Origin of the sequence: Stenotrophomonas maltophilia, assembly GCF_023518235.1 — a bacterium.
In the GTDB taxonomy this organism is placed as follows: Bacteria; Pseudomonadota; Gammaproteobacteria; order Xanthomonadales; family Xanthomonadaceae; genus Stenotrophomonas.
Window position 1 is genome coordinate 2,694,482 of sequence record NZ_CP090423.1, and the last position, 24,426, is coordinate 2,718,907.

16 protein-coding genes are annotated in these 24,426 nt (G+C 69.5%); all 16 read right to left on the minus strand.

Annotated elements, in window-relative coordinates:
- Positions 1-14 precede the first annotated feature (14 nt).
- On the minus strand, positions 15-1,196 hold the full coding sequence (gene pncB / locus LZ605_RS12720; protein WP_249841960.1) for a nicotinate phosphoribosyltransferase: 1,182 nt from the start codon (positions 1,194-1,196) through the stop codon (positions 15-17).
- 79 nt (positions 1,197-1,275) lie between these two features.
- Positions 1,276-2,115, minus strand: coding sequence for a glycosyltransferase family 2 protein (locus tag LZ605_RS12725; protein WP_249841961.1), 840 nt, complete (start codon positions 2,113-2,115; stop codon positions 1,276-1,278).
- On the minus strand, positions 2,112-2,963 hold the full coding sequence (locus tag LZ605_RS12730; RefSeq protein ID WP_249841962.1) for a glycosyltransferase family 2 protein: 852 nt from the start codon (positions 2,961-2,963) through the stop codon (positions 2,112-2,114). The genes LZ605_RS12725 and LZ605_RS12730 overlap by 4 nt, the downstream gene beginning before the upstream one ends.
- Before the next feature lie 266 nt (positions 2,964-3,229).
- A complete protein-coding gene (gspD, locus tag LZ605_RS12735) occupies positions 3,230-5,428 on the minus strand; it encodes a type II secretion system secretin GspD (RefSeq protein WP_249841963.1) in 2,199 nt (732 codons plus the stop codon).
- Between the two features lie 9 nt (positions 5,429-5,437).
- Positions 5,438-6,226, minus strand: coding sequence for a general secretion pathway protein GspN (locus tag LZ605_RS12740; RefSeq protein WP_249841964.1), 789 nt, complete (start codon positions 6,224-6,226; stop codon positions 5,438-5,440).
- Positions 6,216-6,923, minus strand: a complete 708-nt coding sequence (gene gspM, locus LZ605_RS12745; protein ID WP_249841965.1) for a type II secretion system protein GspM — start codon at positions 6,921-6,923, stop codon at positions 6,216-6,218. Before gspM ends, LZ605_RS12740 begins: the two co-directional genes overlap by 11 nt.
- Complete coding sequence (locus LZ605_RS12750; protein ID WP_249841966.1) at positions 6,898-8,040, minus strand: PilN domain-containing protein; 1,143 nt, start codon at positions 8,038-8,040, stop codon at positions 6,898-6,900. Before LZ605_RS12750 ends, gspM begins: the two co-directional genes overlap by 26 nt.
- Entirely contained in the window at positions 8,037-8,900 is an 864-nt protein-coding gene (locus LZ605_RS12755) for a general secretion pathway protein GspK (RefSeq protein WP_249841967.1), read from the minus strand. Before LZ605_RS12755 ends, LZ605_RS12750 begins: the two co-directional genes overlap by 4 nt.
- On the minus strand, positions 8,897-9,529 hold the full coding sequence (locus tag LZ605_RS12760; protein WP_249841968.1) for a type II secretion system protein J: 633 nt from the start codon (positions 9,527-9,529) through the stop codon (positions 8,897-8,899). The genes LZ605_RS12755 and LZ605_RS12760 overlap by 4 nt, the downstream gene beginning before the upstream one ends.
- Positions 9,526-9,951: a type II secretion system protein XpsI gene (xpsI, locus tag LZ605_RS12765; protein ID WP_249841969.1), complete on the minus strand. Its 426-nt coding sequence runs from the start codon at positions 9,949-9,951 to the stop codon at positions 9,526-9,528. Before xpsI ends, LZ605_RS12760 begins: the two co-directional genes overlap by 4 nt.
- Complete coding sequence (gene xpsH, locus LZ605_RS12770; protein WP_249841970.1) at positions 9,948-10,442, minus strand: type II secretion system protein XpsH; 495 nt, start codon at positions 10,440-10,442, stop codon at positions 9,948-9,950. The genes xpsI and xpsH overlap by 4 nt, the downstream gene beginning before the upstream one ends.
- 6 nt (positions 10,443-10,448) lie before the next feature.
- On the minus strand, positions 10,449-10,892 hold the full coding sequence (gene gspG / locus LZ605_RS12775; protein ID WP_057498176.1) for a type II secretion system major pseudopilin GspG: 444 nt from the start codon (positions 10,890-10,892) through the stop codon (positions 10,449-10,451).
- Positions 10,893-10,940: 48 nt separating this feature from the next.
- Positions 10,941-12,161, minus strand: a complete 1,221-nt coding sequence (xpsF, locus tag LZ605_RS12780; RefSeq protein WP_249841971.1) for a type II secretion system protein XpsF — start codon at positions 12,159-12,161, stop codon at positions 10,941-10,943.
- A gap of 24 nt (positions 12,162-12,185) precedes the next feature.
- Positions 12,186-13,907, minus strand: a complete 1,722-nt coding sequence (gene gspE, locus LZ605_RS12785) for a type II secretion system ATPase GspE (RefSeq protein ID WP_249841972.1) — start codon at positions 13,905-13,907, stop codon at positions 12,186-12,188.
- Positions 13,908-14,043: 136 nt separating this feature from the next.
- The gene (locus LZ605_RS12790; RefSeq protein WP_409460889.1) at positions 14,044-15,930 is read right to left on the minus strand and encodes a S8 family peptidase; all 1,887 of its coding nucleotides are present in this window, start codon (positions 15,928-15,930) and stop codon (positions 14,044-14,046) included.
- Between the two features lie 161 nt (positions 15,931-16,091).
- Positions 16,092-24,209 (minus strand): ESPR-type extended signal peptide-containing protein, encoded by an 8,118-nt coding sequence (locus LZ605_RS12795; protein ID WP_249841973.1) that lies wholly within the window; start codon positions 24,207-24,209, stop codon positions 16,092-16,094.
- Positions 24,210-24,426: the final 217 nt, after the last annotated feature.

Genomic DNA, 24,426 nt, shown 5'->3' on the forward strand with positions numbered 1-24,426 from the left:
CCGGGGCGACGCCCCTACTCGGGCTGAGGCAGCTCGAAGACCTGTCGCAGGTAGGCCAGGTAGCCGGGGTCGTCGCACATGCTCTTGCCCGGCGAATCGCTGAGCTTGGCCACCGGCTGGCCATTGCAGCGGACCATCTTGATGACGATGTTGAGCGGCGTCGGGCCCAGGTCATTGGTCAGGTGGGTACCGACCCCGAACGCGACCTGGCAACGGCCGCGGAAGTAGTCGTACAGCCGCATCACCTTGGCGATGTCGAGCCCATCGCTGAACACCAGCACCTTGCTGCGCGGATCGACCCGGCGCTGCTGGAAATGCGCGAGCATGCGGTCGCCCCAGTCGAACGGATCGCCCGAATCGTGGCGGACGCCGTCGAACAGCTTGCAGAAGTACATGTCGAAGTCGCGCAGGAACGCGTCCAGGCCCACCACGTCGGACAACGCGATGCCCAGGTCGCCGCGATACTCGCGCGCCCACGAATCCAGTGCGGCCACCTGCGAATCGCGCAGGCGCGGGCCCAGCGCCTGGAACGCCTGCAGGTACTCATGGGCCATCGTGCCGTGCGGCGTCATGCCGTACAGGCGTGCGAAGTGCACGTTGCTGGTGCCGACCAGTTGCGGCCCCAGTGCATCGCGCAGCAACGGCAGCAGGCGCGCGTGCCAGTCGCGGGAATAGCGCCGGCGGCTGCCGTAGTCGGCAATGCGGCACTGCTCGAAACCGGGAGTATCGCGCAGCAGCGCGGCCTTGGCCTGCAGCCGGCGCTCACCTTCGGCGAAGTCGGCGGTGGTGGTGTTGCGGAACCAGACCTCGTTGATGATCGCCAGCAGTGGCACCTCGAACAGGATGGTGTGCAGCCACGGCCCGGTGATGTCCAGCTCGATCTCGCCGGGCACGGTCTTCGACGCACGCAGCTGGATGTACTTGCGATCGAGATGGAACAGGCCGAGGAAGTCGGCGAAGTCCGGCTTCACGAAACGCAGGCCACGCATGTAATCCAGCTCGGCATCGCTGAAGCGCAGCGCACACAGATGGTCGACTTCTTCGTCGATCTGGTCGATGTAGCGCGCCAGGTCGATGCCGGGGGTACGGCACTTGAACCGGTACTGCACCTGGGCGCCGGGATGCTGGTGCAGCACCGCCTGCATCATGGTGAACTTGTACAGGTCGGTATCGAGCAGAGACTGGATGATAGGCATGGGGCGGATTATGCGCCCGGCCGGGTGAACCGGGGGCGCCGCCGGTGGATCCACGCCATGCGTGGATGCGCCTGCGGCGCTACAACGACCGGCGCAGCAACCTCGGCACCAGCATCAGCGCATGGGCCCAGATTGCCGCAAACACCGCCACACGCACCGGCAGCGAGCGTTGTCCGGCCTCGAACTTCTGGAAGTAGCGCCACAGGCCCTTGTGCTTGTGCCATTCAACGAAGAACGGACGCGAGCGGCTGGAGACACCACGCACGTGGGTGACCTGCAGGTCGTTGGCGATGGCCACCACCGCCCCGGCCGCACGCGCGCGCCGGCACAGGTCCAGGTCTTCGGCATGCAGGCGATAGCCCGCGTCCCAGCCGCCGATGCGGTCGAACAGCGTGCGCGGCATCATCAGCAGTGCGCCGGACAGCGCCGGCACCCGTTGCAACGCCTGCGACGGGTCGCGCGGAACCGCCAGCTTCGAGCCCTTGCCCGGCGACCGCAGCATCATCAGGAAGTCCGGGTCGCGGCGCCGCACCGCTTCGTCGGCATGGCCCTGCTCATCCACCTGTTCCACGCCCAGCAGGCAGTCGCCCAGCGCATCGGCACGGGCGCGCAGCGCGGCCAGGGTATCGGCCTCGACCATCAGGTCCGGGTTGATGAAAGCCAGCCACGGGCTGCGCGAATCGGCCACGCCCTGGTTGTTGGCCGCAGCGAAGCCCGGGTTGTCCGGGTTGCCGACAAAGCGCACGCGCGGGTCATGGCTGGCATGGCGCTGCACGATCTCAAGCGTGCCATCCAGCGAACCGTTGTCGATCACCCGGATCTCGGCCACATCCTGCGCCTGGCGCAGGCGCGAGAGGCAGGCATCGATGGTGCTGCCGCTCTGGAAGGTGACGACAACGGCGGCAATGGCAGCATTCAAACGGGAGGCTCCGGCACGGACGGGACGAACAGGTCGCCCTGTTCCTGCGGCATTATCGCCTGCCGCATGCGCTGCTGCAGGTCGGCCCGCAGCCCGTGCAACGGGTCATGCATCAGGAAGTCCGCCAGGCGTGGCACCCAGCCCGGCCAGCGCGCGGCCAGCGCTTCCAGATCGCCATCGCGGCTGATCGCCTCGCCTGCGCGGCTGACAAAGGCGGTCTCGCACAGCACGTTGCGCCAGCCCAGCCCGGCCATGCGCAGGCTCAGGTCGACCAGCGCCGCATTCCAGCCGATGTAGCTGTCCACGTCCAGGCCACCGGCGCGACGGCGGGCGTTGCCGCGCACCAGCACCGCATGGGTGACGGCCGAGGGCAGTTCGGGGTGCAGCGTCGGCAGTGCGGCGCAGGTCTGCGCCAGCACTGCCGGGTCCTGCGGTTCTGGATTGATCTCGCCCAGCCGCGGCCACGCGGCGGTTTCGCCGGCATTGCACCAGGGCGTTGCCGTGGCGATGGCGGCGTCGCGGGCGAAGGCGTCCTGCAACTGCTGCAACCACCCCGGTGCCGGCACGCTGTCCGGCGCCAGCACGGCCACGTCCAGGCCATCGCACGCGCGCAGCATTTCATCCAGATGTGCCACCTCGCCCAATGGCCGCGCGCGGCGCGTGTATTCGGCCTGCAACGGCGTATGCGCCAACCAGTGTTCGACCACGCCCTGTGCGCGTGGGCCGGTCTGCGCATCGTCGGCCAGCCAGACCGCGGTACCGGGTGCCGTGCCGGCATCCAGCGCCGCCAGGCAACGGTCAAGCGCGGCATCGTCCACGCACAGCGGCAACAACACGATCGCCCCCATCCCGCCTCCGTGGTTGTCGGTGACCACAGCGTAGCACCGGGGGGTATCGGCCGGGTTGCACCCGGCACCCGCTTCAGGCCAGAGCCAGAGCCGAAGCCGAAGCAACAGCAGAAGCCCGCTATTCGTGGGATGGCGGGGGTGGGTCCGGTTGCGGGGGACGCCGTAAACCCACAGTGCCCCGCCATCCCCCAGAAAATCCGCTGTTGCAGTTGCCGGCCAGCGGCCGGCACTACCATGAGAGCCGGGCCTCGCCCGGCCGCGCGCCCTTACTTCTTCGCGCGCGGCTGGTTCAGCGGTTCCATCGCACGGAAACGCTTGCTGTACTCGTCAGTCAGATTGCGCGCTTCCTGGCCGTTGCGGACGATGCTCGGGGTCAGCAGCACGATCACCTCCGAACGACGGCTGGTACGGGTCTTCTGGCCGAACAGCGCACCGATCACCGGAATCTTGCTCAGGCCCGGAATGCCGCTGCTGCCATCGGTGGCCGAATCGGTGATCAGACCGGCCAGCATGATGGTGTCACCGCTCTGCACCGCCGCCTCGGTGGACAGCTTCTTGGTCGAGATGCGCGGGTTGCAGTTGCGCTCGTTGGGGTTGCAGGTCTCCGGAATCTCCGAGGCGCTGCTCACTTCCTGCACGATGTCCAGGAACACGGTGCCGTCGCGGGTCACCCGCGGGCGCACCTTGAGGATCACGCCGGTATCGATGTACTGCACCGAACTGTAGGTGCTGGTGCCCACACCGGTGTTCACCGTGGTGGTGTTGATCGGCACCTTGTCACCCACATTGAGCGTGGCTTCGGCGTTGTTGCGCACGAACACCGAAGGGGTCTGCAGCAGACGCAGGTCGGTGACCTTGTCCAGTGCGCTGACCACCGCCGCGGCATTGTGGCCGGTGAAGGCCCAGCCCACGCCATCGTTGCCGGTCACGCCACCGGCGAAGGTGTTCCAGGCGCCGGCGGCCGCAGGCGGCAGGGTCAGCCCGCTGAGCGCACCGGTCAGCGCGCGCCCGGCTACGGCGTTGTCGAAGAACCAGTTCACGCCATACTTCAGGTCGCCGGTCAGCGCGACTTCGGCCACCTGTGCTTCGATGTGCACCTGCAACGGCATCACGTCCAGCTTCTCGATCACTTCGCGGATCGAGCGCCATGCCTGCGGCGTCGAACGCACCAGCAGCGTGTTGGTTTCCTCCACCGCCGACACGCCGACACGGTCACCTTCCACCTCCAGGCTGACACTGACATTGCCGGACTGGCGCTGCGGCAGGTTCATGCTGCCGCCACTGCTGCCGCTGCCGGTTCCTCCCGTGGTGGAACCCAGGCTGCTGTTGCTGCTGTCCATGCCGCGGTCGCTCTCGCCGCCCAGCTGCGACGGAATCGCACCCGGTGCCAGCGACGCCGGGCTGGAGCCGCCCCGGTTGCCACTGCTGGCGAAGGCTTCGCTGAGGCGCTCGGCCAGATCGCGGGCCTTGATGTAGCGCAGTTCATAGGAGAACAGGCGCGCACTGCCACCTGCGGTATCGATCCGGTCCAGCCATTGCTGGATCTGGTCCAGGTACCGCACCTGCGGGGTGATCACCAGCACGGCATTGGCGTTTTCCAGCGGCAGGAAACGGAACATGCCGGCGCTGGGCGTCTTGCTCTCCTCACCGAACACCTTCTCAAGGTCGGCGGCAACCTGCTCGGCCTTGCCCGACTGGATCGGGAACACCCCCACCGACATGCCCGACAGCCAATCGACGTCGAAGATCTCGACGGTGCGCATGTAGTTTTCCAGCTCGGCACGGGTGCCGCCCAGGGTGATCACGTTGCGGCCGCTGTCGACGTTGACGATGGCGTTGGGCCGCGCGTACGGCTCGAGCACCTTCTTCATTTCGGTGGCCGAGATGAACTGCAGCGGGATCACCCGCACCTCGAAGCCGCGTGCGCTGGCGGCGGGCGCCGTGCTGGGCGCCACCGTACCGGCCAATGCCTGGTCGGCGGCAACGATGTTGTAGCGACCGCCGCTGTAGACCATGCGCGCGTTGTTCCAGCCCAGCACCATCTCCAGCAGGTTCAGCGCCTGCGCCGGCGACACCGGCTTGGGCGTGGCCAGGGTGACCGTGCCCTGCACACCCGGGGCGATCACGTAGTTCTGGCCCAGCATGTCACCCAGGATCGCCTTGACCACCGCGTGCAGCGATTCGCCTTCGAAGTTGAACGTGGCCTCGCCGGTGCTGGCCCCGTGCAGCGCCGGCGCCGGTGCGCGCGCGGCTTCGCGGTTGATCATGGTGCCGGTGCCGCGGCGGATCACCGCCTGCGGCGCGCCCTGGGTCTCACGGGCGGCATCGGCGGCGACATCGGCCGCCTGCCCGGCAGCGGCGCTGGGCGACAGGTTGCCGTTGCGCTGCACGTGCGGCGCGGACACCGTACTGCAGCCGACCAGCAGCGCAAGGGCAAAGGACCAGGGAAGAAAACGCAGGTTCATGCATTCACTCTATCGGTTGGTGCCATCGCCCGGGGGCGGCGACGGTTGTTGCTGCTGTTGTTGCTGCAGCTGGCGGCGACGGGCCTGGATGCGTTCGCGGATGGCCTGCATCTGCGCTTCGCTGGGGCCGTTGGTGTCGGCGGGAGGTGTCTGTGCGGCCGGGGTTGCCGCGGTGGCCGTGGCCGGGCGTTGTGCCGTCTGCGCCGGAGGTGCGGCCGCTGCCGGCGGCGGTGGCGGAACCGGCGACGGCACGGCACCGCTGGCCGCAGGGGGAACCCCGTTGGCGCCACGCAGCACGGTCGGCGGCTCGCCGCCCTGGCCATTGAACACGGCCAGTTCCAGCACCTGGTTGCCTCCGGGCCCGATCACCGTTGCCTGGCGGGGCTGCAGGGCCACCAGCTGCCAACCGTCCACCGCCTCTCCGTTCAGGCGCAGGCGCAGCGAACGGTTCTGCTCGGTACTGAAGGTAGCCATGCCGAATTCGCCGCTGAGCAGCACGCCGGTCAGGCGCAGCGCGGCGCTGGCCGCCGGCTCGCTGCCGCCCAGCAGGTACGGACGAGGGCGGCGGTCTTCGGCAAACAGCGGGCGCGCTGCGATGGCACTGTAGCTGTCGGCACTGGCCATGCGTTCGGCGGCCAGGGGCGCCAGGGTGGGCAGCGGCGGCGCCGCGTCGGCATCGCCGCCGGCCTGCGGCAGACGGCTACCCAGCCCGAACAGGGTGGCCAACCAGACGGCACCGGCCCAGCCGGCCAGGGCCAGCAGGAAACCGGTACGCAGGCTGATCTGCTCACGCTTCATCGGCCACCTCCTGTGCATCGGGCGGCGGCAGCGGTGCGGGCGCGGGGGCCTCGGCCGGTGGCGTCGGCGCGGCTTCGGTGGCCGGTGCCGGTGCGGCACCTTCGCCGGCAGCACCGGGCAACAGATAACCGGCCAGTTCGAAGGACACGTCCAGGCCCAACCCCGATTCGTTCGGTGATTGCTGGAAACGCTGTGCGATGAGGTTGAGGTTGTCCACGAACAGGCGTGGGCTGCCGGTTTCCAGGCTGTGCAGGACCGTGGCCAGTTCGGCCACGCCACAGCGCAGCCGCACCTGCATGGCAACGCGGACGAACTCGGCATCACGCCGGTTGTCGGTCAACGGCGTACGGTTGCTGATGGTGCAGCTGCGGTTGCCTGGGCTGGCCATCGCCACCGCATCCTGCAGCTTGGCACCCAGCGCAGCCGCGGCGGCTTCGGCGGTGGCCTCGCGCAGGAAGCCGGGACGCTGCAGCAGGGCCTCGCGGGTGGCACGCAGGCGCTGTTCGATCTGCGGCTGCTGCTGCAGCTGCGCCTGCACACGCGCTTCGCGTTCGCGCAACGACGCGACATCGGCATCGATCTCACGCAGCGGCTGGGTGAACCACGGATGCACCAGCAGCAGGTAGGCCAGGCCCAGCACGGCCAGCAGCAGGGCCAGCGCCAGCCAGCGGTCACGGCGTGCGTTTGGCATCAGCATCGGCCGCCTCCTCGGTGCGGGCGGCGGCCAGCGGCTGCAGCTCGGCGGTCATGGTGAAGCGGTCGCGGCCACTGGCGGCGCCATCGGCCTGCAGCACCCCGGTCAGGTTGACCTTGCGCCACTGCGGCGCGTCCTGCAGCAGCTGCACCAGCTGCGAGGCTTCGCGGCTGAGGCCGATCAGCTGCAGGTTGTTGCTTTCGATGGCCAGTTTTTCCAGGTAGGTGCCTTCGGGCAGGCGCCGGGTCAGTTCGTTCCAGATTTCGACCGTGCCTGCACGCTGGTTGCGCTGCTTCTCCAGGAACGCCGCGCCCTCGACCAGGGCCTGCAGCTGCGCCCGCTCGCTGGCCACGCCACGCGCACTGCGCGCGCTGCGCTCGACCTGCGCACGCAGTTCATCGGCGGCGGCGCGGCGGTTGTCCAGCAGCTGCAGGGCCGCCAGCACCAGCATCAGCAGGGCCGCCACGGTGAGCAGCACGTTCCAGCGCCGCATCGGGTCCGGTCGCCGCTGGCGCTGCGCCGGGGGCAGCAGGTTCACCTGCAACGCCCTGCCCTGCGCGTCGATGGCATCGACCCCGGCCAGCGCATCGGCCCACTCGCCCACGCTGGCGCGCCAGGCGTCCAACTGGCGCAACGGCCAGGCGACCAGCTCCACCTGCAGCTGGCCTTCACCGGCCAAACCGAGTTCGCGTACGTCAAAACTGACCTGGGAAGACTCGAAGGGCGTCTGCCGGTCGATCTCGAAGCCGACCACGGCCCGCAGGCGGTCGGCGGCCGCGCCCGGCAGGCGCAGGGTGCGCCGCAGGACGTCCGTGGCCGGCAACAACCACACCCGCGGCAGGCCGCGCAGGCGCGGTTCAAGCACCCGGTCCAGCGCCTGCGGCGACAGCGGCCACGGCAGGCGCACCACGTCTTCGCGGCGCTCGCCGGCTTCACGCCAGACCTGCAGGTGATCGCCGTCACGCAGCAACAGCAGCCGTGCCTGGCCCCAGCCCAGCGCCCACTGCCAACGCACCGGCACCCAGGCCAGCAACCCGTGCCGCCACCAACGCAGGAAACGGCCCGTGCCCGGGCCGATCCGGCCCTGCACCTGCCGCAGACTGTCCTGCCAAGCTGTCATCTTGCTGCCATTCCCTGCTCCCAGCGAAGCACTGTGTAGGTCTGCCCGGGAACCCCGCCCGAGCCATTGCGTACCACTGCCTGCAACACCGACCGGCGTCCACTGCCGTCGGTGACACGGCACTCGATACTATAGGTGCCGCTGGCGCTGGCAAGCGTTGTCGCACCCGCTTCGCCACCGGCTTCACGCTCCTGTTGCGCGCGCTGCGCCAACGCCTGCTCCGCATCCAGGCCCAGCGCAGTCAATACCGGCGCACCGGCGAACTGCGGATCGGGCCGCGCCTGACGGCTGTACAGCGTCACATGCGGCAGCATCGCCCGATACAACGGTCCGCGCATGCCCAGCACCCGCTGCAGCTCACCCAGGGTCTCGAAACGCTTGTTGCGCGGGCCATAGGGCAGCCCTGCTGCAGCATAGTCGGGCGCTTCGGCACCGCCACCGGCCTGCACCAGACTGTCCTCGTCACGCCAGTCGACGATGGCGCCAGCCAACTGCCGGGCCGCGCCGTCGTCCTCGCCCAGCGCCTTGAGGAAAGCTGTCAGCAGGGCCACATCGGCCAGATTCAGGTTGATCTTGCCGTTCTCGTCCAGCACCTTGATCTCGATGGTGGCGTCGTCGAACTGCCAGCGATAGAGGCGGCCATCGGCGCGCCAGGGTGCCCGCTGCGGATCGGCGGACAGGCGCGTCAGCGCGTACTCCAGCCCGGCACGCACGCGCTCCTGGCCGCGCGCGCCGTCATCGAGCACGCGCTGCTGCAGGTGTTCGACCCGTGCGCTCAGTGCGAACGCGCCCACCAGCGCAGTCATCAGCGCAATCAGCCACAGCACCAGTACCAGTGCCGCGCCGCGTGAACGGCTCATCGCGGGCCCCCGCTGCCGCCCACGCGCGGCGCCACCACCAGTGCGGGCCAGGGCGCGCCACGGGCCGGCACGATCTGGATCTCCACCAGCATCGGCAGCCGCCGGGTATCGTCCCAGCGCGGCAGCCACTCGGTCAGCTGGCCGGTACCGGCGTCGATGCCGCGATAGCGCAGCTGCACCGACTTCAGCTCGTCCACCAGCAGCTCCGGTGGGCGCGGCGGCGTCTCGGCGATGCGCTCGCCTTCCTGCAGCAGCACCAGGTCCAGCAGCAGGCGGCGGTGACCCGGGCGGCCATCGACCTGCAGCGCATGCAGATAGGGGCCGCCACGACCGAGATAGCCCGGCAGGTCGGCAGCGAACTGCATGCGCTGTTCCTCGCCCTGGAAGAAGATCGGCTCGCGGGTGGGATCAGGGACTTCCAGCGGCGTGCGCAGCGCACCAGCCAGTTGCCGCCGCAGCAGCGCCTGCACCGCGCGCATGCGTTCGCTGTCGGCGGCGATCTGTTCGCCGCGCTGGCTGACGGCCATCGCCGAGCGCACGCTGGCGAAGGCCAGGGCCAGGCCACCGGCCAGCAGCACGGTGGCCAGCATCACTTCGACCAGGGTAAAGCCGGCGGCGCGTTGCTTCATCGCGCGCTCTCCAGGTCTGGCGGCAGCAGGCGAAGGCTGCGCCAGCGCAACTGCTCGCGCTCGCTTTCGCCCCAGCGCACCTGCAGCTGCAGTTCGGCCAGCCATGGCGTGCCGGGCGACTGCGCCTGTGCCTGCGCGGCGTTGCCCGCGCGCGGCTCCACCCACGGCTGCACCTGCAGCTCCCAGTGGTAGCGGCCCTGCTCCCATTCGCCCTGCTGGCGACCCGCCTGCAACGGTGCGGCAACACCGGCTTCGGCCAGCAGTGACTGCGCATGCAGCACCGCGCGCGTGCGCAGCTCGGCCTCGCGCACCTGCCTGGCGCCACCGGACAGGCTGCCCAGCAGCAGGGTCAACGCCAGGCCGAGCAGGGCGAAGGCGATGATCACTTCCAGCAGCGTGAAGCCGCGTGCGCGCCGCTTCATGGGGTCCGCCATGGGCCCGATCGGACCTCACCGGTAAGCCAGCCGACATCGATGCGCCATTCGGCGCCGTCGCGTTGCAGGCGGATGCGGCCACCGCTGGAACCGCCATCGGGATGGAACTCGATCACGCCCTGGCCCGGCGCGGTGGCCAGCTGTGCGGCGCCTTCGAACTGCACCTGCAGCTGCGCCGGGACGTCACCCTGACGCTGGTTGGCACCTTCCCAGCGCCGCCGCGCCGGTTCGATCACAAAGCGCTGCGGTTCGCCGCGGGCGATGGCCTGCGCGCGCACCATGCGCAGCTGGTTGGCGATGTCCTTGCCGGCACTGCGCAGCTGCATGCCGGAAAAGCCCCGTGACAGACCGGCCGCGGTGATCAGGCCGATCGCCGCGATCAAGGCGATCACCAGCAGCATTTCCAGCAGCGACAGCCCCCCTGCGCGCCTGCCATGCAGGCGCGGGCGGGGCAGCCGGCGCGGCAGGAAAGCGCTCATGCAGGCTTACGGTTGGTAGCGGATATCGGCGTCGACACTGCTGCCGCCGGTCTTGCCGTCCTTGCCCAGGCTGACCAGCTCATAGGGCTGGCCTTCGCCCGGTGCGCGGTACTCCAGCGCGTGACCCCAGGGATCGTTCAGATCGGCCGGCTTGGCATACGGGCCCAGCCAGCCGCCGACGCCGGCCGGTGCGGTCACCAGATCATTGAGCGAACCCGGCAGCTTGCCGGTATCGATCTGGTAGTTGTCGATCTTGGAGGCCACGGTCTGCACCTGCGCCTTGGCGATGTTGGCCTTGCCGCGGTCAGCGCCGCCCAGCACGCGGCTGGCGACCAGGGTCAGCACCGCGCCGATCAGCACGATGACGATGATGATTTCCAGCAGGCTCATGCCCGACTGGTGGCGTGCAGCGGTGAAGGAAAGGCGGATCGGTCGACGGGAAGCAATCATGGACGGTCCTTTCTGTTGCGGGTATCGGGGTTGCGGGGCATTCCATCGTCAACCGATGGCATTGGTCAGGTCGTACAGCGGCACCAGCACGGCGACGATCACCGCGCCGACCACCGAGGCCAGCACCAGGGTGATCGCCGGCACCATGGCCGCCAGCAGGCGATCAATACGGCGGGCGCTGTCCTGTTCGAAGGTGTCGGCCGCCTTCAGCAACATCGTGTCGAGGGCGCCGGACTCCTCGCCTACCTGGATCATCTGCAGCGCCAGGCGCGGAAAACGCTTGCCGCGTGACAGCGCCAGCGACAACCCGGCGCCGTTCTTCACTTCGTCTGCGGCCGTTTCCACGTCGGCGGCCAGCGCACGGTTGCCGAGCACGTTGCGGGCGATGCCCAGCGCGCCCAGCAGCGGGACGCCGTTGCGCAGCAGGGTGCCGAGCGTGCGCGCCAGCCGCGCGGTTTCCAGTTCGCCCATCAGGCGGCCGATGCCGCGCCGTTGCAGCAGCCAGCCATCCAGCGCCAGGCGGAATGCCGGCTGCCGCAGCTTGCGCTCGAACAACAGCGCCAGCACCGCCGGCACCACCAGCAGCACGATCCACCAATCGCGCACGAACAGGCCCAGCTGCAACACCGCGTTGGTGAACCAGGGCAGCGCCACGTCCAGGCTCTCGTACATCTGCGCGAACTGCGGCACCACGTAGCCGAGCAGGAACAGCAGTGCACCGCCCACCACCACCAGCAGGATGGCCGGATAGACCAGCGCGTTGATCACCTTGCCCTGCAGCGCACGGCTGCGCTCGAGGTAGTCGGCCAGGCGCTGCAGCGTCTCGTGCAGGCTGCCACCGGCTTCACCGGCGCGCACCATGTTCACGTACAGGCGCGAGAACAGGCCATGCTGGCGTTCCAGCGCGGTCGACAGCGGCGCGCCACCGCGCACCACGTCGCGGATGTCGGTGATCGCGCGCCGCGAGCGTTCGTCCTCCGGCAGGCCGAGCAGGATCGACAGCGCGCGATCCAACGGCTGGCCGGCGCCGAGCAGGGTTGCCAGCTGCTGGGTGAACTGCAGCAGTGCCGGCCCCTGCAACGGGCGCTGGCGCAGCAGGTTGCGCCAGCTGCTGCCACCCAGGGCGCCGCCGTCGGCCAGCTGCGTCTCCATCGGCAGATGGCCCTGGTCCTGCAGCCGCGCCACCAGCTCAGCCTCGCTGGCGGCCTCCATCTGCCCGTCGAAGATCTCGCCGTGCGGATTGAGCGCCTTGTAACGGTAGTTCGGCATGTCAGCCCCGGAATCCTGCGCGCATCAGCTTTCCTCGGTGACGCGCAGCACTTCCTCAAGGGTCGTCTGCCCACTGAGTGCCTTGGCCAGGCCATCCTCGTACATGGTGCGCATGCCCGCTTCCCGGGCGATACGTTCGATTTCGCCCATGCCATCGCGGCGCATCACCGCCCGCCGCAGCGCATCGTTCATCACCAGGAATTCCATGATGGTGGTGCGGCCGAGGTAACCGGTCGGCGCCAGCGCCGACGGCACGGGACGGTACAGATGGATGGGCCCCTGCGGCTGCAGGCGGCGCAGCTCGAAACGCTCGATCTCCTCCGGCGAGGCTTCGTAGCGTTCGGCGTGGGTCGGCTCCAGCCGGCGCACCAGGCGCTGGGCCAGGATGCCGTTGATGGTGGAGGTGAGCAGGTAATCCTCCACGCCCATGTCGAGCAGGCGGGTGATGCCGCCGGCCGCATTGTTGGTGTGCAGGGTGGACAGCACCAGATGGCCGGTCAGCGCCGACTGGATGGCGATGCGCGCGGTTTCCAGGTCGCGCATTTCGCCGATCATGATGATGTCCGGGTCCTGGCGCACGATGCTACGCAGGGCGTTGGCGAAATCCAGGCCGATCTGCGGCTTGGCCTGGATCTGGTTGATGCCTTCGATCTGGTACTCGACCGGATCCTCGACCGTGATGATCTTGACGTCGGCGGTGTTGAGCTGGCTCAGCGCGGTGTACAGCGTGGTGGTCTTGCCCGAACCGGTCGGGCCGGTCACCAGCAGGATGCCGTGCGGCTGCTCCAGCACCTTGCGGAACTGCGGCAGGAACGCATCGGTGAAACCCAGCCGGTGGAAATCGAACACCACCGTTTCGCGGTCGAGCAGTCGCATCACCACGCTTTCGCCATGCGCGGTCGGTACCGTGCTCACGCGCAGGTCCAGCTCCTTGCCCTGCACGCGCAGCATGATGCGGCCGTCCTGCGGCAGGCGACGCTCGGCGATGTTGAGGCGGGCCATGATCTTGATGCGGCTGATCACCGCAGCGGTGAGGTTGGCCGGCGGGCTTTCACCCTCCACCAGCACGCCGTCGACGCGGTAGCGCACCTTCAGGCGGCTTTCGAACGGCTCGACGTGGATGTCAGAAGCGCGCAGTTCCACCGCACGCTGGATCACCAGGTTGACCAGGCGGATCACCGGCGCTTCGGAGGCGAGGTCGCGCAGGTGTTCGATATCGTCGACCGCACCACCCTCGCCGTCGGCGGTCTCGACGATCGCCCCCATCGCGCTGCGCCCTTGACCGAACCAGCGTTCCACCAGATCGTCGATTTCCGCGCGCATGCCCAGCACCGGGGTGACCGGCACGCCCAGCGCCAGCTGCACGGCCTGCTGCGGGTAGGGGTCGTGGGCATCGGCCAGCCATAGCCGCATGCCCTGTTCATTGATGTCCAGCGGGCACACATGGAACTGCTTGAGGAAACGCAGCGACAGCGGAAGCCCATCGGCCAGCGCCTGCGGAGGCGCTTCGGGCAGTTGCCGGCCCTCCAGCAGCGGCAGGCCCAGCACGTCGGCGCTGGCCTGCGCCTGGTCGCGTTCGGACACCAGGCCCAACCGCACCAGCAGCCCGAGCAGGCTGCCGCCGGCTTCGGCGTGCAGCGGCCGCGCGCGCGCCAGGTCAGCTTCCTTGAGCCGTCCACGCGCCAGCAGCGCATCCAGGATGCGGCCTTCGGCGTCGTCGGTTACGGTAGCAGCGAGCGCGTTCACATGACTCTCCTGTCAATCGCTCCGACTTTAGCAGTTCGGCAGTGGATTCCGCCCTCCCCGGCAGGCCTTTCGCAAAAAACACGAAGCCCGTCACCTGGGTGACGGGCTTCGCGTGTTCATCTGCGACGTCCCGGAATTACTGGGTCGCCAGGATGCTCACCCCGCTGTAGGCCGCCTCACCCACCACCTTGATGTAATAGGTGCCGGCCACGGTCTTGGCCACGCGCACGGTTTCGGTATTGCCCGGGCGGGTGGACTTGGCATCGTTGTCGGTGGCGGTCGGCACGCGGCCCTGGGCCAGGTACACCGACACGTTGCCGCTGCCGCCGTAGGTCAGCACGCTCAGCGCCTTGCCCGCTGCCGCTTCGAAGGTGTACACGGTTTCGCTGGCGGCCGCACCGGCCAGGCCACCCACGGTCACCTTGTTGGTCAGCGGGATGCCTTCCGGTTCGCAGTTCTCGGTGCACGGCTCCTTCAGCGCGGCGTCCAGTGCGGCCTTGGCATCGACAATGCCGCTGCCGATCGGCGTCGCCGCCGGAATGGTGACCGGGAAGCGACGCGCGGACTGCTTGAGCAGGGTTTCCAGCGCGGCCGGCGCCAGCGGCTCCTTGCCCTTGGCGATCAGCGCGCTCTGCACCATCGCGGCCACGGCCGCCACATGCGGCGAGGACATCGAGGTGCCGCCCTTGCCCATATAGATCCACTGGCCACCGGTGGGGCCCTGGGTGGCGTCGGTACCGATCTGCCAGATGTACCCGTTCGGGTTGCCATCCACGCTGCCACCACCGCCCGGCGCGGCCAGATCGACCACCGTGCCGTAATTGGAGTAGTAGGTGATGCCACCGGTCACACGGGTCGCGCCCACCGCCACCACATTGGCGCAGCTGGACGGACGGTAGTTGGCGGCGTTGTCGGTTTCATTGCCGGCCGCCACCACCACCAGCGTGCCACGCGAGACCGCGCCGTTGATCGCATCCTGGTAGGCCGGATCGCACGCACCGCCACCGCCCAGGCTCATGTTGATGATCTCGGCCGGATTGGCATTGGCCGGGACGCCCTGCACGGTGCCGCCCGATGCCCAGGTGATGGCATCGCTGATGTCGGCCAGGGTGCCACCGCACTTGCCCAGCACGCGCACCGGTAGAACCTTGGCCTTGTACGCCAGACCCGCCACGGCCGACCCGTTGTTGGCCACTTCGGCGATGGTGCCGGCCACGTGCGTGCCGTGCCAGGAGCTGTCATCGGGCAGCGAGCCGGTGTAGCACTCGTTGGCATTCTCCACCCAGTCACCATAATCGGTGGCGCCCGGTGCACGGCCATCGGTCGGCCGACGCGAGGATTCCTTGTCGCTGATGAAGTCGTACCCTTCCAGCAGGTTCGTGCCGAAGTCCGGGACATTGGGAATGATGCCGGTGTCGAGCACGGCCACCACGATGCCCTCGCCCTGCGATACGTCCCATGCCGCCGGCGCATTCACGCCACCGGTGGCGTTGTGGAAGTTCCACTGCAGGCGCTGGTAGTCCGGATCATTGGGAACCAGTGCGGGCTGGGCGTTCGCCGCGCGCAGGTCCGAGCGCTGCAGGCGTACGTTGGCCACCGCGTACTGCACCGAAGGATCGGCGTTCAGTTCGGCCAGCACCTTCTGCATGTCGGCATTGCCGAGCCTGGACTTCAACCGCACCAGATCGGCGCCGGTGCCCAGCCTGCGTTCCACCTGCGGGGCCAGCGCAGTGGCACGGCTGGTGTTGCCGCCGCTGACGATGGCGCGCGAAAGCGCCGACTGGACCACCGACAGCTTGGCCGAGCGGTCACTGGCGGCGGCGGTGCCGCTGCGGTACTTGACGATGACGCCGTCCACGCTCTGCTGGGCAGCGCTGGCCAGACGCGACGGCTCCTTGGCCACGCCCGGGGTTGCCGCGTGCGCGGCACCGACGCCCACCGTCAGAGACAGCACGGCGGCAGCCAGCACATTGATGCGAAAGGTCTGCTTGTTGGTCACGTTCGAAATCCTCTTCAAGGTCATGGTTGAGCTTTCCTTCTCCGTCCATTGCACGGACGGAGCTCACTACGGCCATCACTCCCTGCGACTGCCCTGGCTGGCCCACCAGGGTTGCCGTGCCACGCCCCTTTGGCGCTCACTGCATGGCGTGCCGATGGCAGAACCATCGGCACGCGGCTACACACTTACCAGCCGAAGCCGGCACCCACGCCGACCGAGCTGTCATCACTGCTGAAGGCGCCGCCGATGGTGACCGTGGCGCGATCACTGATCGCGCGCTGGTAGCCCAGCGACATCGCCGACTCGCCGCCCTGGAAACCGATGCCGACGCCGACCCGGTTCTGGGTACGGATGCCGGCGGCACTGGTGGCCATGTTGAGCATCGCGGCACTCATCGCACCCTGGCGATCAATGCGACGGTCCATGTGGCGCAGGCGTCCATCCACTTCGCCCTTGAACACGTCGAAGCTGTCGGACACGGCCTGCACGCGGCTGTCGGTATAGCTGTTGGCGGTGGTGATGCCACGATCCAGCTGGCCCTTGTTGACCGCATCGGTGGCCGTGGTACCGGCTGCAACGTTGGTGACCTGGCGCTCGTTGCCCTCGCTGCCGACCGAGACCGTGTTGGCACGGTCAGCCACCGAGCCCTGGCCCAGTGCCACGGCGTTGGCCGCCGTTGCACTGGCGCCCTGCCCCAGCGCGGTGGACGAGGCGCCGCTGGCGACGGCACCTTCACCCATCGCGACCGCATTGAGCCCGCCACCGCTGGCCAGGACAGGCTGCGCAGTGCCCGCACTGGCGGCGGTCGGGGTGCCCTGCACGCGGGCCGTGCTGGCGGCAGGCGCGGTGTCGGCCACGCTCGCATCCTCACCGGCCAGGCCCAGCGCGGCGCTGGACGGTTCAGCATCGAGCGAGGCGGACATGGAGCGCAGGCTGGATGCACCGGAACGGCTGCCACTGGCGGTGCGGCGGTCGATCTCGCTGACCTTGCGATCCAGTGCGCCCAGCGCATCACCGACGTTGTTGTAGGTGGAGCCCTGGATCACATAGTTCGGCGCAACGAACACGCCCTGAAGGCCAACGCTGGCACCGCCGCCCAGGAAGCTGGCGGCATCGCTGAGCGACTGGAACAACTGCCCGCCGTTGATGGCCTGACGGCTGCCGGAAGCGATGCTGCCTGCACCGACGTTGTCCAGGGTGGTGCCCTGGATCCCCCCCAGGGTCAGGCGATCGCGGCTGGCGTCGTCGTAGCCGACTGCACTGGCGGCAGTGGTTTCAACCGTGGCGATGCGCGAATCGAAGTCGCCGACGCGGGTTTCCACCGCACCCACGCGCTGGTTGGTCACGTTGAGCTGCGAACCGGTGACCGCATCGCTGCTGCCGGCGGCAATGCGACCGTCGGCCACATTGACGATGCGGCGCGTCGCCGGGCCATCGGTGCCGTTGCCACCACCGACCGAGACCACGTTGGCCTCCACGGCGCGGGAGCCGGCACCGAGAGCGACCGCGTTGCTGCCGGTCACAGCGGTGTTGGCGCCCAGTGCCAGGGTCGCGTTGCCGATGGCGCTGGCGTTGCTGCCCAGTGCGTTGCTGCGGTTGCCACTGGCGGTGGCGGCCGAGCCCACGGCGATGGCATCGCTGCCACTGGCGGTCGCGGTACCGCTGCCACTGGCGCGGAAGTGGCGGCTGGTGGCGTCTGCGGTGGAGGCCACCGCGTCGAGCTGGGCGCGGTTCACCGCATCGTTGGCCTGGGTACCGGCCGCGACGCGGGTGATCTGCCGCTCGGCACCGGCACTGCCCACCGATACGGTGTTGGCACGGTCGGCCACCGAGGACGCGCCCAGCGCGGTGCTGCCGGCGGCGCTGGCAGTGGCGCCGAAACCGACCGCCGTGGCACCGGCCGCCGTCGCCTTGGCGCTGTAACCGACCGCCGTGCCCAGGCGGCCGCTGGCTTCGGTGTAGCCGCCCAGCGCGGCGGCACCATCGGCCGTGGCGCTGGCACGGAAACCGTTTGCCTGCGACTGCGTGCCACTGGCGACGGCCTGCGAACCGCTGGCGGTGCTGTAGGCACCGCTGGCCTGTGCACCGGCGCCAGTGGCACTGGCGCCAAGTTCACTGGCCACCGCGCCACTGCCCAGCGCCAGGCTGTCCACACCACTGGCCTGCGCCGCGTTGCCCAGTGCAGCGCCGTTGGCCCCCGTGGCCAGCGCATTGAAGCCCACCGCCGTGGCGTTGGCCGCGACGGCAGTGGCACCACCACCCAGCGCCGTGGCGCCGTTGCCGATGGCGTTGGCCGCTTCACCGGCAGCCAGCGCGCTGTCACCTTCCACATAGGCACCGGCATCGCTGTCGGCGCTGCCACTGGCCTGGAAGTAGCGGCTGGTCTTGTCCGCCGTGGCGGCCACCGCGTCGAGCTGGTTCTTGTTCACCGCGTCGGTGCCTTCGGTACCGGCAGCGACATGGGTGACCTGGCGCTCGCTGCCGGCACTGCCGACGGCCACGCTGTTGTCACGCTCGGCCTTGGAGCCGGCACCGAGTGCGACGCTGTTGAGGCCAGTGGCAGTAGCGCTGGCGCCCAGGGCGGTCGAATCGGCGCCATCGGCCCACGAATTCCAGCCGATTGCCGTGGCGTAATCCTCGGTGGCCCACGCACCGGCACCGAACGCCGCAGCACCGGTGCCACTGGCGCGCGACGGAATCAGGCCGAAGAAGGTGCTGCCGCCGATGGCGACACTCTCCGCACCACTGGCTTCGCTGGACTGGCCGACGGCCACCGCACCGGTCCCCGCAGCGGCGGCACCGAAGCCGACGGCGGTGGTGTTGGCGCCGGTCGCCGCCGAGCCGTAGCCCAGTGCGGTGCCGAGGCGGCCGCTGGCTTCGCTGTAACCGCCCACGGCCGTGGTGCCGTCAGCCGACGCCGCCGCGCGGAAGCCGCTGGCCAGCGACTGCGCACCGCTGGCGATGGACTCTGCACCGTTGGCCGTGCTGTACACGCCACTGGCCTGCGCCGCAGCGCCGGTGGCCGTGGCACTGATGCCGCTGGCCGCGGCACCGCTGCCCAGTGCGGCACTGTCATCGCCGCTGGCCTGCGCGTTGTTGCCTACGGCCGCTGCGTTGGTGCCGGTGGCCAGGCTGTTGAAGCCGATTGCGGTGGCGTTGGCTGCAACAGCGGTGGCACCACCACCCAGCGCCGTGGCGCCGTTGCCGATGGCGTTGGCCGCTTCACCGGCAGCCAGCGCGCTGTCACCTTCCACATAGGCGCCGGCATCGCTGTCGGCGCTGCCACTGGCCTGGAAGTAGCGGCTGGTCTTGTCCGCCGTGGCGGCCACCGCGTCGAGCTGGTTCTTGTTCACCGCGTCGGTGCCTTCGGTACCGGCGGCGACATGGGTGACCTGGCGCTCGCTGCCAGCACTGCCAACGGCCACGCTGTTGTCACGCTCGGCCTTGGAGCCGGCGCCGAGTGCGACGCTGTTGAGGCCAGTGGCAGTAGCGCTGGCGCCCAGGGCGGTCGAATCGGCGCCATCGGCCCACGAATTCCAGCCGATTGCCGTGGCGTAATCCTCGGTGGCCCACGCACCGGCACCGAACGCCGCAGCACCGGTGCCGCTGGCGCGCGACGGAATCAGGCCGAAGAAGGTGCTGCCGCCGATGGCGACACTCTCCTCACCGCTGGCTTCGCTGGACTGGCCGACGGCCACCGCACCGGTCCCCGCAGCGGCGGCACCGAAGCCGACGGCGGTGGTGTTGGCGCCGGTCGCCGCCGAGCCGTAGCCCAGTGCGGTGCCGAGGCGGCCGCTGGCTTCGCTGTAACCGCCCACGGCCGTGGTGCCGTCAGCCGACGCCGCCGCGCGGAAGCCGCTGGCCAGCGACTGCGCACCGCTGGCGATGGACTCTGCACCGTTGGCCGTGCTGTACACGCCACTGGCCTGCGCCGCAGCGCCGGTGGCCGTGGCACTGATGCCGCTGGCCGCGGCACCGCTGCCCAGTGCGGCACTGTCATCGCCGCTGGCCTGCGCGTTGTTGCCTACGGCCGCTGCGTTGGTGCCGGTGGCCAGGCTGTTGAAGCCGATTGCGGTGGCGTTGGCTGCAACAGCGGTGGCACCACCACCCAGCGCCGTGGCGCCGTTGCCGATGGCGTTGGCCGCTTCACCGGCAGCCAGCGCGCTGTCACCTTCCACATAGGCACCGGCATCGCTGTCGGCGCTGCCACTGGCCTGGAAGTACTTGCGGGTGGTTGCGCCCTCGGCGGCGACCGCGTCCAGCTGGTCCTTGTTCACCGCATCGGTGCCCTGGGTGCCCGCGGCCACGTTGGTGACCTGACGGGTGTTGCCGCCGCCGCCCACCGAGACCGTGTTGTCGCGGTCGGCAATCGAGTCGGCGCCCAGCGCCACGCTGTTGGCACCACGCGATTCGGCCGCATTGCCCAGCGCGGTGCTGTTGATGCCGGGCGCATAGGCACCGCCACCCACGGCAGTGGAGTAGTCGCCGGATGCTTCAGTGGCCAGCAGCCCAAACAGCGAACCACCCACGGCCACCGCATTGGTGCCCGACGCCAGGCTGCCCTGGCCGGTGGCGGTGCTGTAGGCGCCGGATGCTTCCGAATCGCCGCCAAGCGCCACGCTGTTGGAACCGGATGCGTTGGCGAAGTTGCCGAAGGCGGTTGCGTTGAATGCCGAAGCCTGCGCATAGCCGCCGATGGCAGTGCTGTAACCGCCGGTGGCTTCGGCGCCGATACCGAACGCCGCCGAGGCCGTGCCGCTGGCCACGCTTTCGCTGCCCACGGCGGTCGCCGCTTCGCCACTGGCGTTGCTGAAGTAGCCCACCGCGACGGCTTCCTCGCCACTGGCTTCAGACAGCACACCGCTAGCGGTGCTGCCGGCACCGCTGGCCACCGCGGCCGCACCAAAGGCTGCGCTCTGTTCACCGCTGGCTTCGCTCTCGGCACCGTGGGCGGTGGCGTACTCGCCGGTGGCCTGTGCGTTGGCGCCGATGGCGCTGGCATTGGCGGCCGTGGCCAATGCATTGAAGCCGATGGCCTGCGCATTGCTGGCCAGCGCGTTGGCGCCGCTGCCGAGCGCGGTCGCACCATTGCCGATGGCCGTGGCCGCTTCACCCGCAGCCAGCGCGTTGTCGCCTTCCACGTGGGCACCGGCGTCGCTGTCGTCGCTGCCGCTGGCCTGGAAGTACTTGCTGGTGTTGGCCGCACTGGCAGCTACCGCATCGAGCTGCGACTTGTTCACCGCATCGGTGGCCTGGGTACCGGCGGCCACGCTGGTGATCTGTCGCTCGTTGCCTGCGCTGCCCACCGCCACGCTGCGGTCACGGCTGGCCACGGAGCCGGCGCCCAGTGCGACCGCGTTGTTGCCGCTGGCGTTGCTGCCGGCACCGACCGCGATGGCACTCTCTCCGCCGGCCACCGTGTTGGCGCCGATGGCAATGCTGTTGATGCTGTTGCCAAGCGCCTGGAAGCCCAGCGCGACACTGTTGTCGCCATAGCCGAACGCACCACGGCCGACAGCGGTGGCACTGCTGCCGTTGGCCCAGCTGTTGTAGCCGATCGAGGTGGCGCCGTTGCCACTGGCCCAGGCCGCGTTGCCGAACGCGGATGCGTTGGTGGCCGTGGCCCACGCACCGGCACCGAACGCGCTGGCGCCACTGGCCGTGGCCCAGCTGTAGCCGCCTACGGCGGTGCTGTCATCGCTGCTGGCGAACGCGCTGTCGCCGAGCGCGACGGCGTAGCTGCCGGTGGCGCGTGATTTGCCGCCGGCCGCCAGGCTGTTGTCGCCGCTGGCCTTGGCGGCGCTGCCGAACGCATTGCTGGTTGCGCCGGTGGCCTGTGCGGCGTTGCCCACCGCCGTAGCATCGGCGGCAGCCGTGGTGCCCACGCGCACCGGGTTGCCCTGGTCATCGAGCAGCGGCTGGTTGAACGCGTCGTAAGCCTGGCCAAGGCCACCAATGGCCACCCCGCCAGCGCCGGTAGCACTGGTGTTGCGGCCCAGGGCCACGCTGTCATCGCCCAGCGCCGAGGCGCCGGCGCCCTGTGCCACCGCGCCGGCACCGATGGCGTTGCTGGCCGAACCGGCCGCCACCGCACCCTCGCCTTCGGCAAAGGCCCCGGCATCGCTGCCGGTTTCCGGCTGGGCCTGGAAGAAGCGGGCGGTGCTGTCGGCGGTCGCGGCCACCGCATCCAGCTGCGCCTTGTTCACCGCATCGGTGGCTTCACTGCCAGCGGCCACGCTGGTGATCTGCCGCTCGTTGCCCGCGCTGCCCACGGCCACGCTGTTGGCGCGCACGGCTTCGGAATTGGCACCCAGTGCGACACTGTTGGCGCCGCGTGCCGTGGCGTAGTAGCCCACCGCGGTACTCTGCGCGCCACTGGCCCAGGTCTGTGCACCGAGCGCGCTGGAGTTTTCGCCGGGCGCATAGGCGAAGTAGCCCACGGCCACCGACTCGGCACCGGATGCTTCGGTCAGGCTGCCGTTGGCCACGGCGTAGTTGCCACTGGCGATGGCACCGGCGCCGACCGCCGTGGCGGCTTCGCCACTGGCCTGGGTCTGCACGAAGAAGCCCAGGCCCGGAATCAGATCGGCCGGGCCGCCGATGGCCACACTGCTGGTGCCAGTGGCATTGCTCTGCGTACCCAGCGCGGTGGAGTAATCACCGATGGCATTGGCCACCGCACCGAACGCGGAGGCCTGCGCGCCGGCGGCGTAGGCGCCGACACCGTATGAGGAGGCAGCAAACCCACCGGCCTCGGCACTGGCACCCACTGCGGTGCCGCCGACCCCGGCACTGGTCGCCCCGGTTTCCACCGGCACGCCGCCGCTGGTGATCAGCGGGTTGCCGTTGGCATCCACCGCAGCGCCGCCCACCGCGACGCTGCCCGGACCGTTGGCCTGTGCGTTGTTGCCGAACGCGGCACTGTTCTGGCCCGACGCCAGTGCGTTGGTGCCCACCGCCGTGGCGTTCTGCGCAACCGCCGTTGCACCGGCACCCACGGCGGTAGCGCCGTTGCCGATGGCGTTGGCGGCTTCGCCGGCCGCGAGCGCGTCATCGCCTTCAGCCAGCGCGCCGGCATCACTGTTGCTGCTGCCGGTCGCCTGGAAACGCTTGGCGGTCGCGTCAGCCACTGCAGCGACATCCTTCAACTGACCAACGTTGACCGCGTCGGTGTCTTCGGTACCGGCAGCGACGCTGGTGATCTGCCGGGTCAGGCCGTAATCGACAGCGCCGACCGAGACGGTATCGACGCGATCGGCCAGCGAGCCGGCGCCCAGCGCCACGCTGCCGGTGGCCACCGCCGCCGAATTGGAACCCAGCGCGGTGCTGTATTCGCCCACAGCCGTGCTGAACGCGCCGACCGCAATCGAGGCTTCGTTGGCGGCCGTGGCGCCACGACCCAGTGCCGTGCTGCCCGGGCCCATGGCCACGGCACCGCCACCGACGGCGGTTGCGCCATCGGCGGTCGCCTCGGACAACGCGCCCAGCGCGGTGGCTGCGCCATTCTCGCTGGCGGCGGTGGCACTGGCACCCACCGCGGTGTCACCCAGACCGAACGCGGCCGCGCTCTGCCCCACCACCACGCTGGCATCACCCAGCGCCAATGCGCCCTGGCCGAATGCGCTGGCGCCAATGCCGGCGGCAATGGCCTGGGTGCCGATGGCGGTGGTGGCATTGGCCAGCGACTGCGCGCCGGCGCCCGCGGCCAGGGCGCCCTGCCCTTCGATCTTCGCCGCGTCGCTGTCATCACCGGCGCCATCGGCCTTGAAATAGCGGTTGCCATCGGCGGCGACATCGGCCAGCGCGGCCTGGGTGGCCCGCGCCTGCGCGTCCAGCTGCGCCTTGTTCACGGCGTCGGTGGCCTGCGTGCCTGCCGCGACGTGGGTGACCTGCCGTTCCTTGCCGGCATCGCCGACGGACACGGTGTTGGCACGGGTGGCCTTGGAGCCGGCGCCCAACGCCACGCTGTTGGCCGCGCTGGCGCTGGTACCGGCGCCGATGGCCACCGCGTTGCTGCCCTTGGCGCTGGCGCTGCCCTCGATCAGGCACTTTTCCAGCAGCTTGCCGCTGAACGCCACGCAGGTGGCACTGCCACCGATCTGCACCGACTGCGCCGCCGCAGTGCCGGCCATGCCCACTCCCAGTACGAGGCCCAGGGCAACGGCCAGCAGGGCAGGTGTTGCCTGCGTCGTCGCGGCGCGTTGGTCGACAACACCTCCGCTGCTGTCGGAGGAGGCCAATTCCGAGGCCACCACCAACTGACCCAATGCTTTGTTCCAGACCTTGCGATAAATCCGATTCATCGGTACGGCTCCTGAGTGGACTGGTTTTGGGCAAAGCAACGCCACCGCCGGGCCTTCTGGCCCAACGTCCCCTGGGGGCGTTTATTCGCGTGATTTACTACGGGGTATTGCCGAACGGCGCGCAGCGAAAGAAACCGAGCGCGTGCGCCAGACGGTTACTGCGGAATGAATGGTTCTGAAACGGGGTTCAAGTGTTAACGGCAACTTCGAAAAACGT

Excerpts from the sequence above, each read along its gene's own strand:
- LZ605_RS12795 (WP_249841973.1), bottom strand. The coding sequence starts at position 24,209 with ATGAATCGGATTTATCGCAAGGTCTGGAACAAAGCATTGGGTCAGTTG.
- xpsI (WP_249841969.1), bottom strand. The coding sequence starts at position 9,951 with ATGAAGCGGCGCGCACGCGGCTTCACGCTGCTGGAAGTGATCATCGCC.
- LZ605_RS12750 (WP_249841966.1), bottom strand. The coding sequence starts at position 8,040 with ATGACAGCTTGGCAGGACAGTCTGCGGCAGGTGCAGGGCCGGATCGGC.
- pncB (WP_249841960.1), bottom strand. The coding sequence starts at position 1,196 with ATGCCTATCATCCAGTCTCTGCTCGATACCGACCTGTACAAGTTCACC.
- gspM (WP_249841965.1), bottom strand. The coding sequence starts at position 6,923 with ATGCTGATGCCAAACGCACGCCGTGACCGCTGGCTGGCGCTGGCCCTG.
- LZ605_RS12740 (WP_249841964.1), bottom strand. The coding sequence starts at position 6,226 with ATGAAGCGTGAGCAGATCAGCCTGCGTACCGGTTTCCTGCTGGCCCTG.
- gspG (WP_057498176.1), bottom strand. The coding sequence starts at position 10,892 with ATGATTGCTTCCCGTCGACCGATCCGCCTTTCCTTCACCGCTGCACGC.
- xpsF (WP_249841971.1), bottom strand. The coding sequence starts at position 12,161 with ATGCCGAACTACCGTTACAAGGCGCTCAATCCGCACGGCGAGATCTTC.
- LZ605_RS12760 (WP_249841968.1), bottom strand. The coding sequence starts at position 9,529 with ATGAAGCAACGCGCCGCCGGCTTTACCCTGGTCGAAGTGATGCTGGCC.
- LZ605_RS12755 (WP_249841967.1), bottom strand. The coding sequence starts at position 8,900 with ATGAGCCGTTCACGCGGCGCGGCACTGGTACTGGTGCTGTGGCTGATT.
- xpsH (WP_249841970.1), bottom strand. The coding sequence starts at position 10,442 with ATGAGCGCTTTCCTGCCGCGCCGGCTGCCCCGCCCGCGCCTGCATGGC.
- LZ605_RS12790 (WP_409460889.1), bottom strand. The coding sequence starts at position 15,930 with ATGACCTTGAAGAGGATTTCGAACGTGACCAACAAGCAGACCTTTCGC.
- LZ605_RS12730 (WP_249841962.1), bottom strand. The coding sequence starts at position 2,963 with ATGGGGGCGATCGTGTTGTTGCCGCTGTGCGTGGACGATGCCGCGCTT.
- gspD (WP_249841963.1), bottom strand. The coding sequence starts at position 5,428 with ATGAACCTGCGTTTTCTTCCCTGGTCCTTTGCCCTTGCGCTGCTGGTC.